General features: G+C 63.4%; 10 protein-coding genes and 1 tRNA gene. 4 read left to right on the forward strand and 7 right to left on the reverse strand.

Annotated elements, in window-relative coordinates; all coding sequences use genetic code 11:
- Positions 1–175 precede the first annotated feature (175 nt).
- Positions 176–4,843 carry an NAD-glutamate dehydrogenase gene (locus VGD10_RS03235; protein WP_331039356.1) on the reverse strand — a complete coding sequence of 1,556 codons (4,668 nt, stop codon included), beginning with the start codon at positions 4,841–4,843 and terminating at the stop codon, positions 176–178.
- Positions 4,844–4,952: 109 nt separating this feature from the next.
- Positions 4,953–5,615: a hypothetical protein gene (locus VGD10_RS03240; protein WP_331039357.1), complete on the reverse strand. Its 663-nt coding sequence runs from the start codon at positions 5,613–5,615 to the stop codon at positions 4,953–4,955.
- A 121-nt stretch (positions 5,616–5,736) separates the two neighbouring features.
- Between VGD10_RS03240 and VGD10_RS03245 the strand changes: the two genes are divergently transcribed.
- Positions 5,737–5,812 (forward strand) — tRNA-Thr (locus tag VGD10_RS03245).
- 15 nt (positions 5,813–5,827) lie between these two features.
- Here the strand turns inward: VGD10_RS03245 and VGD10_RS03250 are convergent.
- The gene (locus VGD10_RS03250; RefSeq protein WP_331039358.1) at positions 5,828–7,747 is read right to left on the reverse strand and encodes a TonB-dependent receptor domain-containing protein; all 1,920 of its coding nucleotides are present in this window, start codon (positions 7,745–7,747) and stop codon (positions 5,828–5,830) included.
- Positions 7,748–7,871: 124 nt separating this feature from the next.
- On the reverse strand, positions 7,872–8,954 hold the full coding sequence (locus VGD10_RS03255; protein WP_331039359.1) for a sensor histidine kinase: 1,083 nt from the start codon (positions 8,952–8,954) through the stop codon (positions 7,872–7,874).
- Positions 8,955–9,115: 161 nt separating this feature from the next.
- On the opposite strand from VGD10_RS03255, the gene VGD10_RS03260 reads away from it, so the two are divergent.
- The 3 genes from VGD10_RS03260 to VGD10_RS03270 all read left to right on the forward strand — a co-directional run bounded on the left by VGD10_RS03260 (position 9,116) and on the right by VGD10_RS03270 (position 11,456).
- A complete protein-coding gene (locus tag VGD10_RS03260) occupies positions 9,116–9,895 on the forward strand; it encodes a LytTR family DNA-binding domain-containing protein (RefSeq protein WP_331039360.1) in 780 nt (259 codons plus the stop codon).
- A 65-nt stretch (positions 9,896–9,960) separates the two neighbouring features.
- Positions 9,961–10,599: a maleylacetoacetate isomerase gene (gene maiA / locus VGD10_RS03265; RefSeq protein WP_331039361.1), complete on the forward strand. Its 639-nt coding sequence runs from the start codon at positions 9,961–9,963 to the stop codon at positions 10,597–10,599.
- Positions 10,600–10,667: 68 nt separating this feature from the next.
- Positions 10,668–11,456 carry a class II aldolase/adducin family protein gene (locus VGD10_RS03270; RefSeq protein ID WP_331039445.1) on the forward strand — a complete coding sequence of 263 codons (789 nt, stop codon included), beginning with the start codon at positions 10,668–10,670 and terminating at the stop codon, positions 11,454–11,456.
- On the opposite strand, the gene VGD10_RS03275 is transcribed toward VGD10_RS03270, so the two are convergent.
- The 3 genes from VGD10_RS03275 to VGD10_RS03285 are packed head-to-tail and all read right to left on the reverse strand — an operon-like array spanning position 11,453 to position 15,858.
- On the reverse strand, positions 11,453–12,736 hold the full coding sequence (locus tag VGD10_RS03275; protein ID WP_331039362.1) for an MFS transporter: 1,284 nt from the start codon (positions 12,734–12,736) through the stop codon (positions 11,453–11,455). The two genes, VGD10_RS03270 and VGD10_RS03275, sit on opposite strands and share 4 nt — an antisense overlap.
- Position 12,737: 1 nt before the next feature.
- Positions 12,738–15,011, reverse strand: coding sequence for a TonB-dependent receptor (locus tag VGD10_RS03280; protein ID WP_331039363.1), 2,274 nt, complete (start codon positions 15,009–15,011; stop codon positions 12,738–12,740).
- A 10-nt stretch (positions 15,012–15,021) separates the two neighbouring features.
- Positions 15,022–15,858: an alpha/beta hydrolase gene (locus tag VGD10_RS03285; protein ID WP_331039364.1), complete on the reverse strand. Its 837-nt coding sequence runs from the start codon at positions 15,856–15,858 to the stop codon at positions 15,022–15,024.
- Positions 15,859–15,951: the final 93 nt, after the last annotated feature.

Raw genomic sequence — 15,951 nt, forward strand, 5'->3', positions numbered from 1 at the left:
AACCATCGGCAGAAGCGCTTGTTTCCACGCGCCTTTTACCGACGCGTTGCACCGGCTCGTCGCCTTCGACGGAGCGGCTTCCCCTAACCTACGTTATTAAGCCGCCAAGTGAAGCAGATCCCCTCGGAACAGGCGTCCCGGTGCGTAAGCAGCCGGGGCGCCTTTTCTCTTTCCGCTAGCGGGCGAGCAGTACCCGCGCCTGGGTGGCGATCTGCGCAAGCATAGGCGCGGTGGTAACGGGAGCAGTACGCGCGCGGTCGACGATGCGGCGGAACTGATCGATGCGCGGCCCTTGCGCCTTCACCCATTCGTCGACTGTGGCCTTTGGATCCTTGCTCTTCCGCCGTTCGAGGAAGTCGAGCCGGAGCTGCTCGAAGTCGCGGGCGAGGCCCGCCGTCAGCAGTCGCTCCCACTGGTCAGTCGCCTGGAAGCGATTGGCCGCGCTTTGCGCCCAGTCGAGGCCGAGCGCTTCGCCGAGTTTCGTATAGGCACGGGTGAGGGCGACTTCGTCGATGCCGATCTTCTGGCCGAGCACGGCGATGCCGATGCCGCCGTTAAGTTCGTACAGGCGTACGATCCGGTCGGCGATATGGTCGGGCGCTCCGAGCGTCTTCAGGCGCCCGCGGATCGCCGCGGCCTGCGTGCGGGCCTCCTCGCGGAGCAGCCCTTCCACCTCTTCGTTGAGCTTGGCGAGACCGGGCCGGATGGTGGCGACGATCTCCTCGATTTTTGCCGTGGCCGGCATGGTGCGGAGAATGTCGGCGATGTGGAGCTGGAGCGACCGCGAGGCTTGGTCGAACAGTTCCAGACGGACCTGCTCAGGGATGGGAGCCTTGTCCAGCTCCAGCCACAATTCGTCCATCCCGAACAGCCGTTCGGCGGCGACGAACGCCGCCGCGGCCTGACCGATCGATGCGCCTTCTTCCTCAGTAAGCGAGAAGAGGGCGGTGATGCCAAGCCGGTTCACGAAGCGGTTGGCAATCTTGGTGGCGATGATTTCGCGACGAAGGCGGTGGTTCAGGATAGCATCGCCATGGAGCTCCTGCATCCGCTTCGGGAAAGCGTCGCACAGCTCCGGCGTCAGCGTCGAATCCTCGGTCAGCTTGCCGCTCTCGATCGCGGCCTGCAGCGCCATCTTGCTGGTGGAAAGAAGAACGGCGAGCTCGGGTCGGGTAAGACCGCGATTGTCTTGCGCGCGCCGCAGCAGCTCTTCGTTCGTATCGAGCCCCTCAACCGAGCGGTTGAGGCGGCCAAGCTCCTCGAGGATTTCGATCGCGCGCACCTGCGACGGAAGCGCCTGCGGCCCGCCGCGTTCGGCGATGGAGAGCGCGAGCGTTTGGAGACGATTGTCCTCCAGTACAATGGCCGCGACCTCGTCGGTCATTTCGAGGAGCAGCGCGTTCCTGTCTTCCTCGCTTAGGCGTCCCTCAGCCATTTCCTGGTTCAGGGGGATCTTGATGTTAACCTCGTTGTCCGAGCAGTCGACGCCGGCCGAATTGTCGATGAAGTCTGTGTTGATGCGCCCGCCGGCTTGAGCGAACTCGATCCGGCCGGCTTGGGTGATGGCGAGGTTCGCGCCCTCACCGATCGCTTTCGCGCGGATTTCCGCCGCATTTACGCGGAGCGCGTCATTAGTGGGGTCGCCCACCTCCGAATGGCTCTCCGTCTTGGCCTTGATGTAGGTGCCGATGCCGCCGAACCAGACGAGGTCGGCCGGCGCCTTAAGGATGGCGCTGATGAGCGTGGCGGGATCGGTCTCATCAAGATCGATGCCAAGCACCGCCTTCATCTCCGGCGTCAGCGGGATCAATTTCTGGCTGCGCGGAAAAACGCCGCCGCCTTGCGAGATCAGCGCCTTGTCGTAATCCTCCCAGCTCGAGCGGGAGAGGTTGAAGAGGCGGTTCCGCTCCTCCCAGCTCTTCGCCGGGTCGGGATCGGGATCGATGAAGATGTGGCGGTGGTCGAACGCCGCCACCAGCCTGATCGCCTTCGACAGCAGCATGCCGTTGCCGAACACGTCGCCGGACATGTCGCCGCAGCCGACGACGTTGATCGGCTGGGTCTGCACGTCGATGCCCATTTCGGCGAAGTGGCGCTGCACCGACACCCAGGCGCCGCGGGCGGTGATGCCCATCGCCTTATGGTCGTAGCCCTGGCTTCCGCCCGAAGCGAAAGCGTCACCCAACCAGAACTTACGCGACAGGGCAATGCCGTTCGCGACGTCGGAGAAAGCGGCCGTGCCCTTGTCGGCGGCGACCACGAAATAGGGATCATCGCCGTCGCGGGTGGTGACGTCGACCGGATGTACGATCTCGCCCTCGACGATGTTATCCGTCACCGACAGGAGCGACCGGATGAAGATGCGGTAGGATTCGGTGCCTTCGGCGAGCCAGGCGTCCCGGTCGCTGCTCGGGGGCAACTGCTTCGGATAGAAGCCGCCCTTCGCTCCGGTCGGAACGATCACCGCATTCTTCACCACCTGCGCCTTCATGAGACCCAGGATTTCGGTGCGGAAGTCGTCGCGTCGATCGGACCAGCGAAGGCCGCCACGCGCAACGGGACCCGAGCGGAGGTGGATACCCTCCACACGAGGGCTGTAGACCCAGATTTCGCGCCATGGCACCGGCGCCGGAAGGCCGGGGACGAGGCTTGAATCGAGCTTGAAGGCGAGCGCCTCCCGGCCCGCGGGCGCGAATGCGTTGGTGCGGAGCGTCGCCGTGATGACGCCGCGAAGGAGGCGGAGGATGCGGTCCTCGTCTATCGCGGCCACACGTGCGAGACCTTCCGAAATAGCCGCTTCGGCCGCTTTCGCAGCATCCGCGCGAGACCCTTCCACCGTCGGATCGTGCTGCGCATCGAACAGGGCGATAAGACCCTTGGTCACCTCGGGCGCACGGCGGAGCGCGTCCACCACGGTCATCATCGAATAGGAAACGCCGGTCTGGCGCAGATAGCGGAACCAAGCGCGGAACAGCACCACGTCGCGGGCGCTGAGCGCCGCCGCCACGAGCAATTGATTGAAAACGTCGTTCTCCGCCCGCCCCTCGAGTACCGCCGATATCGCCTTCTCGATCAGTCCGAAGCGCTGCAGCACGCCGTCCGCCTTGATGCCGCCGGGCGTTTCCAGAACGAAGTCGTGAATATAGGCGAGCCGCCCCTCGTCGAGCGCGAATGGCTGCTCCTCCAGCACGCGGAAGCCGAAATTCTCGAACACCGGCACCGCGTCCGACAGCGGGATGATACCGGCAAGGCGGTACGTCTTCAGGCGCAGGCGATCGGGCGCATCGCCCTCCGCATGGTAGAGCCGCGCGTCGCGCGCCTTGGCGCCCTGCAGCTCCGATATCCGCAGCACGTCCCGCGCCGCATCGGCCGGGCTGGTGCGCGTCCGGTAGGTTTCCGGGAAATCTTCGAGGTAGCCGAGCGTCAGGCGCGTGGCGCGGGGCGTTCCCACCATCTCGCCCAGTGCTTCTTCGACCGCCGGCTCCCAGCCGCGCACCATGTCGACGAGCTTCCGGTCGAGCGCAGTGGCGTCGGGAACGGAGGCGCCGTCCTTCACGTCCAGCATGTAGCGGATGAGGGCAAGGTCGCCTTCGCCCAGCTCCACCGAATAATTCGTAATCTGCCCCGCCGTCGCCTGCTCGACCATGGCGCCGATGGCGATCCGCCGCTGCGTCGTCAGCTCATCGCGCGGCAGCCAGACGAAGGCGAAAACGTGCCGCTTCAGCACGCTCTGGAGCAACATCAGCGTGGGGCGCGGCCGGTCGGCCAGCGACATGGCGGTCGTGACAAGCTGCTTCACCGCGTCCGCTTGCAGGCCGACGAGCAAGTCGCGCGGCAGCGACACCACGGAATGGCGAAGCGCCTTGCCGGCATGACCCTTGGGATCGAAGCCGAAGCTTTCCTCGAGTGCGGTCAGGCGGCGGCGGAGCAGCGGCACGTCTTCGGCTGGCGCGGTCAGCGCTTGGCTCGTCCAAAGCCCCGCATGAACGGAGAGGCCGGCGAGCGTCTTCCCATTGTAAACCGGCAGGATGACGAGGTCGAACGGCACGCGCCGATGCACCGTCGAAATACGGTCCGACTTGATGATCAGCGGCGCCGGATTGCCGTCATTGAAGTAGCGAAGCGCGCTGCCGCAGGCATCTTCCGTCCAGAGCGGCTCGCCCGGAAGCTTCAGCAGGCCGAGCGGCGCTTCGGCGGCGTCGGCCGTGCACTGCATTTCATGGCCGAGTAACGTCATCGATCCGTCGGCGAACCAGTTGAGGAGGGCCGCGCCTTCTTCCTCGTTCATCTGCGCCGCATCGGCGCGCATCCGCGCCTGAAGCGCTTCCCAATCGCTGACCGCTGCGCGCACGTCGGCAAGCACGCGGTAGAGTTCGGCCACCAGTTCGCGCCGCTCGCGTGCATCCGCCCGGTCGATCTCCATATACATGATGGACTCGCGGCGATGGCGGTCGTCGCAAAGCGGCTCGACCTTCTGAAGGTCGCCATTGGCATCGCGTTCGACGCAGACGACCGGGTGGAGAAGCCGATGGATGATGAGGTCGCGAGACGCGATCGCCGAAGCGACGGAATCTACCAGGAAGGGCATGTCGTCGTTGACGATGCAGAGCCGCATCCGCCGCTGGCCGACCCCGCCGCCGGTCGATTCAAGCCGAACCAGAGGGTCGCCCGGCAGGCGACGGCCTACTGCATCGGCGACAAAAGCGGCCGCCGCGAACCTGTTCTCGTCCGAAAAGTCCGCAATTTCGCCGGGTAGTGCGCCGCCCACCAGGGCCGCGGCGATTGCGTCCACCATGCGCCGGTCTGCGGTTCCGCCTTCCGCAACGATGCTGTCCGCGGTCATATATCTCTGGCTCCCAGGATCGCGGCCGGAGGAGGCCGCCAGCTTCCGCCGGGGCTATAGACAGGGCACGAGGTGAGGGGCAAGGCTTGAGCCCAGCCGAAATCCGCCTTTATCGGGCGAGCGGCAGCTCTGGATGCGCCATTTCACGGACGAGAGCCGCGGCGTCGGGCAGGGCCATCTGCAGCGCGCCGCTTCCGATTGGAGAGGCTGAAGCGAGAGCCCGGCCCATCTCGAAAGCAATGCCGGCGGCCACTTCCACATCCGCCGCTTCCCGCCAGTTGATCATGCCATGGATCAGATCGACGGCTCCGGAGCCAGATGTGTAGGGGAGAAGGATGCCGCGATACATGGCCGTTCGGCCCGCAGGCCGAACATGCTCGCCGTCGAAAGCGATCGGCTGCCCCGTCTCCATCGCTGCGCGATAATGAGCGGCGAGGCAGCGCAGGATCGAACCCTCTGGCACTTGGCTCAAGCGCCCGATCCCGCCGCGCCAGCATTCCTTGCGCAGCGCCTTGCCCGTGAAATTAATCTTCGGGTCCTCGGCATCACCCCGGAGATCGAGCAGAAGGCTGTTTGACCCCTCAAGGCAGTCCGGCTCAAGATCCCTGATGTCCGGACAGGGGCGGTCGCCGAGACGCGCCACCCACTGATTGAAGGCGCGGACATAGGTGCGGCGATCGTCGAGCACAGGCCCCGTCGGCGCTTCGACAGCCGGCTCATAGGCCAGCAGAGCGCCTTCGTACTCTTCTTCCCACCGCCGGAATCCGTCCATGTGCGGCAGCATGGGCGGGCACGGTTGAGAAAGGATTAAAAAGCTACGGCCTGGAGGCGGAGCGGCAGAGGCGCTTGTCTTCGCCGCAAGCCGCTGATAATGCGCCCGCTCCTTCGGGAATGCCGCTTTAGCTCAGCTGGTAGAGCACATCATTCGTAATGATGGGGTCGTGGGTTCGAGTCCCCCAAGCGGCACCACCTTCCTCAACTTCCTCACAAGTCCGTGATCAGGTTCAGCAGGTATCTGCGCGGGAAGTTGTAGTAGAAGCCTTCGCCGATCAGATTGTAGCCATAGACGTTGTTGGCGGTTGCGATCTGCCCGCGCAGGGTTGCCGGCTTGTCGCCGATCCGGAAGCGGTAGCGGAAGCCGGGCGACCACACATAACGCGCGGGGATGAACAGTGTATTCCGGGTATTGGCGGTGCGCTTGCTGGTGCTTTCATAGGCAACATCGACGGAAAGCCCCTCGATCCAGGGGAGTCGATATTCGGCCGCGGCACTACTGACGCGCCCGATTGCGTTGATCGGTCGTTTGCCGACCCTCCCTTGCTCGACTTCCTCGCCGCTGAGCTTCGCGTCTAGGAAGACTGTGCCGGCGACGACGTTCAGGCCCTTCGCGATCTGGCCTGCCAGGGAGAGTTCGACGCCGCGGTGCTGGACCGTTCCCAAGTTTCTGAAAAGGAGAGTATTGTCGAGGGCGTAATAAGGCTTCTTCACGTCGAAGACGCCTGCCACGAGCCGAAGGTTATCGTTGAAGGCGTAGCGGAAACCGGCATCCATCTGCTCGGTGATGATAGCCGGCGGTGCTTCGTCCTTGTTGCGGGCAAGCTCCGACGCGACCGGACTTTCCTCCAGCCCCTTCGTATAGCCGGCGTAGAATACGAGAGCTTTTGAGGCGAAGATCGAAACCGTGCCGTTCATCAGCCAGGGGCTGTCCTTGCTGGCGGGGCGGGGTCCGGTCGGCGTCTCCACCGTTTTTCGATAGTTCGTCTTCTGAATACCGAGGCTGAGTTCCCCGACATCCCGCCACCTGCCTTCATATCCGATACCGCCGGTGAATTGCCGAACCTGATCACGGGTTTGCGGTCCAAAGTTGAAGTCAGGTTCCGGCACCTTGATGACTTCATCGATGCGGCCCCGCCCGATGAAAACCAGTTCGCCACCGCCAAAGCGCCTTTTCTGCTGCCGTGCGCGCCCGGCAAGATGGACGATATGCAGCCTGTCGCCTTCCACGAAACTGCCGGAAGCGCGTACCTCGCCCGAGACGGATCCGAAGCGCCTGTCTGCTTCTGCAAGGACGTAGCGGTCGGCGATGCCCTCCCGCGTCGTCTTGTCCGAAATGTCCACGAAATTCTTGTCGCTTTCGATCAGCGATCTGAAGATGCCGCCGCGCAACATCCAGTTCTCGCTGAGGCGGGCTGAGGAAAGGAGGCCGTAGTTTGTGTGCCGATTTTCGTTTTCCGCCCATGACTGCCCGAAATATTTCCTCCGCTCGAGGCGAGGGGGCAGAAAGGCATTCCCTTCGGTGCGGATGAGCGGCTGCGCTTCTCCGCCGCTGCTGTCTGCCACGCTCCAGAATGGCATGATCTCGACGCCGTCCGTTGGTCGCCAGCGCGGGATTATCGCGGCGGAGATAACTTGTCGGCTGCCGCCGTAATAGAACTCTTCGCGATTATAGCCGATGCCTCCGGCTAGGCCGAGCTGCTCGTTCACCGGAAGCTGACCGTCCAGCTCAAGACGTACGCCGCCAAAGGGACCAACGCCGACGAAAGTACTAAGCACGGCTTCGTTTCCGGCCTGCCGTAGCGAGAAATCGGCGACACCCGTGGGTGCAGGGAAAGGATAACCCTGGGCCGTGAGGCCGACACGGACTGCCCAGCCATCGGTGAGGCGATCGTTCAAATCCGCCTGGAGGTCGAAATACAGCCCCTCAATCCGGACGTTGCCTGCCTGGATGGGACTGAAACCACGAGCGCCGCCAGGATTGTAAAGGCCGACCCGTTCGTTACCGACGCTGCTACCGAATGCGTCCGCTGCCGAAGCCACTGCATTCTCGCCGGCGCGCTGCGCCGCCGCGGGGGCTGCGATCAGGGCGGCACCGGCCATCAGGATTGCTCGTGTTGGATTACGCATATGACTCCCCTTCTTCATGCTTTGCTCTGGAGCGCGCCAGCGGCCTGAAGTCCGCTCCCAATCGACGAGCGGCTAAGCGCATTCGACGAATGTCGCAGGTGTAGCGGATGGCTTCGCCCAAAGCCTAAAAGCGGAGCGGCACTTCGATCCGGTTTTCGAAGCCGCCGCGGTCAGGCTTCGAAACGTCGAAGGCGTATTCGTCGCCATATCGCGCGGCGAGGCGGTTGCGCACATTGCTGAGGCCGACGCCGGTTCCGTTGCAGATCGCGGGAATCTCGTTCGCCTCCGCATCGTCGGTGACGCTGAGGCACAGCCGACTTCTGATCTGCCGCGCCTTGATCTTTATCGTCGTCGCTCCCTCCGAACGGGCGACGCCATGCTTGACCGCATTCTCGACGAGCGGCTGCAGGAGCAGGCTCGGGACTTTCGCGCCCTCTAGGTCCGAAGGCAGGTCGACCTCGAAATTCAATCGGTTGGGGAAACGTACGCGCTCTATCTCCAGGTAAAGTTTCTGGATGCCGATCTCGTCGGCGAGGCGCACGTCGTCCAGCGGATCCACGGCGAGGCTTGAGCGGAAGAAGTCGGACAGGTTCAGTACCATCCGTTCGGCCTGTTCCTTGTCCTCCTCGATGAGAGCTGCGATCGAATTCAGGGTGTTGAACAGGAAGTGTGGATTGATCTGGTAGCGGAGCGCCCGCATGTGCGCCGAATGCGCCTCGCTCTGGAGGGCCGAGGCACGCCGCTGCTGTTCCCGAACGGTGAAACTGTAGGAAAGAGCGAGGAACGCCGTCGTCCAGGAGAAATAGAACCAGTACCAATAGGTCGAAGTATAGAGAAAGTGGCTGAGGTCCGTGAGGATTTCGGGCGCTGGGCTAATATCATAGAAAGCGAGCGTGTTCAGCGCCGCGTGCGCGGCTGCCGCGGCGGCGGAAAGCAATGCCGCTACAATCGCCTGATGACTGAAGGGCCGGTCGCGCAGTCGCGTCAGAACATAATAGATGCCATAGCACATGAGCGCGCCGAACGAGGCGAGTGCGGCGCGGCGAACACCCAGCGTAAAGGGATCGCCGAGATTCTTCACGCTCGCGCGGAAGCTCAGCATCAGAAAATGCACGACCCAGAAAATCGCGATCAGTAGGCAGGCGCCGATCCGCAGACTGCGGTTGGCGGCTTTTTCCTGGGAAGGCGCATGTGGATCGGTGGTCACTTTATTCCCTGGTTCTGATGCCCCAGCCTCACTATGAAGCAAGCGGGCCCGCAATCCCCCCACTTTCGACGAACGGCTAGCAGCGATAGACTGCGGGCAGCAAATCCGTTCATCCAGCGGAAAGATTGGCTGCTTAGGTTCGCCAAAGAGGGGAAAAGGGGATGCAGCGCCGACTGCGGATCATGATCGTAGAGGACGAGCCGCTGGCGACGCGGCGTCTTCTGCGTCTGATCAAGGAAGAACCGGATTTCGAAGTCGCCGGAGTGGCCGAGAACGGCCGCCAGGCGCTTGAGGCGATCGGCGCCGTCCGCCCCGACATATTGCTGCTCGACATCGAAATGCCCGGGATCAACGGTTTCGATCTGCTTGGTCACCTGCCGGACAATGTGTCGCCGGCCGTGATCTTCGTCACCGCATTCGACGCTTATGCAGTGAAGGCGTTCGAGGCGCGTGCCGTGGATTTCGTGATGAAGCCGGTGGTTGCGGAGCGGCTGCATGCGGCGTTGGCCCAGGCGCGGCGCGATATCTCGACGCGCGATGCCGAGCGGAAGCTGGCCGAGCTGCAACAGGTCGTGGCAACGCTGCGCCGCACCGAAACGGACGATAGCGATGGCTATGAAAAGGAAATCTGGGCGCAGCAGCGCTCCGAGATGGTGCGTATCCCCGCAGGCGAGATCGACTGGATCGAGGCGGAGAAGGATTATGTCCGCATTCACACGGGGGGTCGCTCCTATCTGCTCCACGGCATGATCGGCGCGCTTGCCGAGCGGCTCGACCCCAAGCATTTCATGCGCGTGCACCGTTCCGCCATCGTCCGGCTGGACCGTGTCCGGGCGGTACGGCGCGGCCCTTATGCGGCGCTCGATCTTCAGCTCGAATGTGGGCGCGCGGTCCGGGTCGGCCGCAAATATGGTTCCGAGGTTCGCAGCCGGCTAGGCTGATTGCCGGTCGCTTGAACTCCGCGACTTTGCTAGCGCGGGATCGAGAGCAACATCGGGATGACGTCATGACGCCGCGCCTGTTCGACTATTACCGCTCCTCGGCAAGCTATCGGGTGCGGATCGCGCTCAATCTCAAGGGCATCGCCTATGAAAGCGTGCCGGTTAACCTGCTCGAAGGCGCGCAGAAGGAGCCCGCTTATCGAGAGGTCAATCCGCAGGGCCTGGTGCCGCTGCTGGAGGTGGACGGCCTTCGCATTCCGCAAAGCCTTGCAATCATCGCCTATCTCGACGCGACGAGGCCGGAGCCGCCGCTGCTGCCCAGCGATCCCGCCGATGCCGCGCATGTTAGGTCGATGGCGCTTACCGTCGCCTGCGACATTCACCCGCTCAACAACCAGCGGGTGCTGAAATATCTTACCGGGCCGCTCGGCCAGGACGAGGCGGAGAAGAACCGCTGGATTGCGCGTTGGATTACCGAGGGCTTCGCCGCGCTCGAAGCCATGGCCGCGCCGCGCGCTGGCCGCTTCCTGCTCGGCGACACGCCGACCCTCGCCGACCTCTGCCTCGTCCCGCAAATGTACAATGCGCGACGCTTCCATGTGCCGCTCGATGATTTCCCGTTGCTTACCCGGGTCGATGCCGAGGCCGCCGCGAACGAAGCCTTCGCGGCCGCGCACCCGGACAGGGTCGCGCCCGCTGCCTGAAGGCGCTAAGCTGACGCAAACGTAAAGGAGTCGCGCGGATGGGACGTGTGGATGCGATCGGCAGGGAAATGGCGGACGTCGCCGCGCTGAGTTCGGTTGAGATCCCCTCCCTCGAAGGCAAGGTGAGCGAAGAGGAGTGGAAGATCCGCGTCGACCTCGCCGCGGCTTACCGGCTGGTGGCTTATTACGGATGGGACGATCTTATCTTCACTCACCTTTCCGCCCGCATCCCCGGGCGGGAACATCACTTTCTTTTAAACCCGTACAATCTGATGTTCGAGGAGGTGACTGCCTCAAGCCTCGTCAAGGTGGACATGAACGGTCACCCGGTCGGCGAGACGCCGTTCATCACCAATGCTGCAGGCTTCACCATCCATTCCGCGCTGCACATGGCGCGGGAGGATGCGCATGCGGTGATGCATCTCCACACGCCGCACGGGCAGGCGGTGTCCGCCCATGCCGAAGGGCTGCTGCCGCTGACCCAGACGGCGATGCTGATCCGCGGCGACGTCGCCTTTCACGAATATGAGGGCGTCGCGGTCGACCTCGACGAGCGCGAGCGGATCATCGCCGACATGGGCGATAAGGGCGCTATGCTGCTCCGCAATCACGGCACGCTCACGGTGGGCGAGACGGTCGGCGAAGCCTTCATCCGCATGTATTTTCTGGAGCGTGCCTGCGAGGCGCAGATCTATGCGTTGTCGGCAGGCGAGGGGAACATCAACAACCCGCCGCAAGGTTCGCCGGAAGTGACTGCGCAGCAAGGCAAGATGGGCCTGAAGCTCGCCGCCGGCGCGCTCGCCTGGCCGGCGCTTCTGCGGAAGGCCTACCGCCTCGACCCGAGCTTCGCGACCTAGGCCGGAGGGCGGTACCAGTCGCGGTCGATGCGCCAGGCGGCAAGGCCGTAGAAGAGGGCGCTCAGCAGGTAGAAACCTAGACAGTAGAGCATCGCCTGCTGCAATGAGTCGTCGCCCAAAGTCGGCGCAAGCTGCTGCGAAATCTCGCCAATGATGTAGATGCCGAAGCCTATGCCGATCAGATTGTTCGGCAGCAGGAAGGCCGCGGACGCCGTCGCGCGCATGTTCGGCGGAACGATATGCTGGACGGCGGCGATCACCGGCCCGAGCCAGGCAAGGCCGAGCGCCCAGCCGATGGTGAACATGATCCAGGCGACGCTGAGGGATTCGACGGAGATCCCGACCGCGAACACCGGCGCCGCGAGCAGGAAGCAGATGCAGGGGATCAACGGATATCCGGCGGGCCGAAGCCGGGCGAGCCGGTCGCCAAACACGCCCCCGAGCCAGATGCCGATGCTGCCGCCGACCAGAACGATCGAGCCCGCGTACCAGGAGATGTCCATGAGATCGAGGCCGCGGCTCCGCGACAGGAAGGCGGGCACCCAGAAGCCCATGCCGTAGCCGAGGATCGACCCCGACGAAGCGCCGAAGGCCAGGAACCAGAAAGTGGGCTTGCGCATGACCGTTCCGGCCACCGTCTTGAACGGCGGCGCGGGCTCGGCCGCAGCGCCTTCCGCCCGATCGAAGTGGCCGCGGCCCGGCTCCTTGATACCGAGAAGAACGAGCGGGACGAGCAGCAGGCCCATAAGGCCGACGACGATGAAAGCTACGCGCCAGTTGATGCTGCTCGCCAGCCACCCGCCGAAGAAGATGCCGAGCGCGGAACCCAAGGGAATGCCGAGCGAGAAGATCGCCAGCGCCCGCGCGCGCCGCTCCGGCGGAAAATAATCGGAGATGAGCGCATAGGCAGGCGCGACGCCGCCCGCTTCCCCGACGCCGACGCCCATCCGGAAGAGGAAGATCTGCCAGAAATTCTGCGTAACCCCGCAAAGGGCGGTGAAGGCGCTCCAGACGCCGAGGCTGACCGCGATGATCTTCGCGCGGTTGTAGCGGTCGGCCAGCCAGGCCACCGGTACGGCAAGACCGGAATAGAGAAGGGCGAAGGCGACTCCGCCCATCAGTCCGAGTTGGCGGTCGCTTAACCCCAGTTCCGCCTTAATCGGTATCTGCAGGATGGAAAGGATCTGTCGGTCGAGAAAATTGAAGATGTAGGCGAGGAGCAGGATCCCGAGGACTCGTCCGCCGCTCGGGACCGTTTCGCTGCTCCTCGCCTCACTCATATCAGAATCTCACTTCGCCGGTGATGGTGAACGTTCTTGGAGGGCCGTAGAACGCCACGATCGAATTGCCAAACACGGCGCCCGGGAAATTGTAGCCACCGATCCGGTAACGCTCGTCGGCAAGGTTCCGGCCCACCGCCGAGATCTGGTAACGTCGGTTTGCGGACGTCCACACGATCGCAGCATCCACCAGCGTATAGCCGTCCTCGTCGAGCAGCGCGTTCGGCACCTCGAACTGCTGATATTCCGAACGATGCGAAAGCGTCGGCGTAAAGCTGATCGTGCTGCCGTCGCCTAGATTGTGAACGTAATTCGGCGAAACCGAGAAGTTCACGGTCGGAGTGTTCTGGAAATCCCAAACATTAGACACGTCGATCGGCTGACGGGTAATCGGGTCGGTGGTGATGACGCGCTTGAAGTCCGCATCGGTGTAGCCGAAGGTGCCGCTGATCGAGAAATTGTCGGTCATGTTCGCGCGAGCTTCCGCCTCGAAGCCCCAGATGCGGGAATCGGCGGCGTTGTTGACGAAGCTTGCAATGCCGGTGGTCGTCGGCACCTGGATGGTGACCTGCTGGTCCTTGTAGTCCGAATAGAAGCCGGCAAGCGCGAAGTAGAAGGCGCGGTTCAGCGCATAGGTCTTCATGCCGACTTCATAGGCATCCACGGTCTCGGGTTCGAAGCCATTGACGGTTTCAGGCGTCAGCCGCGCATCGCCGCGCATATCGAACCCGCCCGACTTGAAGCCCTTGGAATATGACGCGTAGAGAGTCATGTCCGGAGTAGGCAGATAGCTCAGGCTGACTCGCGGCGTGAACTGCTTGTCGGTGCGGTCGTTTGTATAGTCGGTATTCGTGACGATCGGCGTGCGCGGGGTTCCACCGAAGAAGGGTGAGATGAGGCCTGCGTAAGTGAGCCGCTGAACCTCCGCAGCGCGCTTGTCGATCGTGTAGCGGGCACCCGCCGACAGACGCCATTGGTCAGACAGATTGACGCTGAAGTCGGCGAAGGCTGCATAGCTCTTCGTATCGACATTACCCGCCGACTGGATGGTAACGCCCAGATTCTGGAGCACCGTGTCGAATGCGCCCGCCGCATAGCCATCCAGGTAATAAAGACCGGCGACACCCTGCAGCAGATCGCTTTCGTAGATGAGCTGAAATTCCTGGCTGAACTGATTGTCTTCGTAGAATGCCGGGATGTCGAGCGTCGGGTTAGGGGTCCCGTCGAAATCGATTTGGCCGTTGGTCTCACCATCACGATAGGCAGTGATCGACTTCAGCGTGATGGCGTCGCTCGCATTCCATTCGCCGGTGAAGGAAATACCGCGGGTTTCCACTTCATTGTCGTCGCCCGCGCCTGCAGCCGTGTCGTATTCATCCTCAAGCGGCTGATAGGCGGGAAGGTTGTTGAAGCCTGAGACCCGATGCCCGTGACGCGCGTTCGATGTGTCCCGAACATAGTCGCCAGCGAGGCGGAAGAAGAGATCCTGGGATGGTGCATATTCGGCGGAAAGTCGGGCGGCGAACACCTCCTTGTTGTAATGTTCGTTACCGGTGTTGATATTTTCGCCATAACCGTCGCGCGTGAGCCGCGCGACCGCGCCGCCAACGCTCAGCGTGTCCGTAACCGGCGCGGTTAGCGATCCGACCAGGTCGAGCTGGTTGTAGCTACCATAGGAGGCGCGGACGCGGCCTTCAAACTCGTTGCCGAGCCGCCGCGTCACATATTTCACGGCGCCGCCGATCGTGTTCCGGCCGTAAAGCGTTCCCTGCGGTCCGCGCAGCACCTCGATCCGCTCAACGTCGAAAATGTCGAGCACCGCCGCCTGCGGGCGGGCGACGTAGACGTCGTCGAGGTAAAGACCGACGCCTGGCTCGAAGCCCCAGAGCGGATCCTGCTGACCGACGCCGCGGATGAAGCCGATCAGCGTCGAATTGGAGCCGCGTGCGATCTGCAACGTGGTGTTCGGTGTCCGCTGCATCACCGCGGTGAGATCGACGGCACCCTGATCCTCCAATGTTTCGCCATCAAGGGCGGTAACGGAAATCGGAACATCCTGAAGGTTCTCGGCGCGTCTCCGCGCAGTGACGACGATTTCGCCGTCGGCAGCGCCTTCGGCCGATTCCTGATCGGCAGCTTCGTTGGCGGCAGCGGCTTCCTCCTCTTCCGACGCCGGCGCCGCCGGAGCGTCTTGGGCATGAAGTGGGGCTGCCGCGACCAGGGCGGCGGCAGCGGTGCCGAGATGCAGGATTGTCATCAACTTGGTCTTAGCCATGGGTCCTCTCCTATGAGTGTGCAGTTTCGATGTGCGGCAAGTGCGGCAGGCCGGCCGCGAATTCCCGGATGATGCTGTTGAAAAGCGCCGGCTCCTCGAGATGAGGGGCATGGGCGGAGCGGCTGAACTCGATGGCGCTCGCGTCCGGCAGGGTTTGAGCAAGGTAGCCGGCAGTGCCTGGCCCATAGAGCTGGCTGTGCGCGCCCCGAAGGACGAGCGACTTCTGCCGGACGCGCGGAAGCAGGGGCCGAAGGTCCTGAGCGACCAGCGATTCCCACAGACGGCCAATCGCCTTGGGGTCGTTCCGGGCAAACTCCTCGCCCGCCCAATCAGCCAGCGGCCGGGTAGTATCATTCAGCGGCTGCGAGAAGATGGCCTGCCCCGCAGTAAGCGCGAGCGACCGGTAGTCATCGCGAATGGCGGCGCTACGCGCAGCGCAAACGTCTTCGGAAAGGCCGAGATGCCAATCGCCTTCGTTCAGCACCTTCGGCGTCATGTCGACGATGATCGATCCGGCGAACCGGTGCGATGCGGAGCCGGCGAGTACATGCCAGAGGATTGTGGCGCCTAGCGACCAGCCGACGGCGATCGCATCTTCGAGGTTGAGAGCGTCCACGAGCGCGGTAATGTCAGATGCGAGGCGCTCTACCGTGATCTCGGGCCGCGCTTCGGAGCCGCCGTGGCCGCGAAGATTGACGTTAATGAGGCGGAAGCTGTCGGCAAGCTCGTCCTGAAACCGGAAGAAGCCGCCATGCGCCATCAGCCCGTGCAACAGCAGCAGCGGCCGTCCGGCGCCCGTCTCGTAATAGGTGATCCGCGCACCATCCGGTGCGGTGAAAAAACGCAAGTGATCCTCCCCCGAGGGCGGTCTCCTCTCCGGGAGATCTGGCGCGAAGGTGCACTCCTATGAAACCTGAGTCAATGTTCAAGTTGCGCTCGA

Origin of the sequence: Allosphingosinicella sp. (genome assembly GCF_036402135.1) — a bacterium.
In the GTDB taxonomy this organism is placed as follows: domain Bacteria; phylum Pseudomonadota; class Alphaproteobacteria; order Sphingomonadales; family Sphingomonadaceae; genus Allosphingosinicella.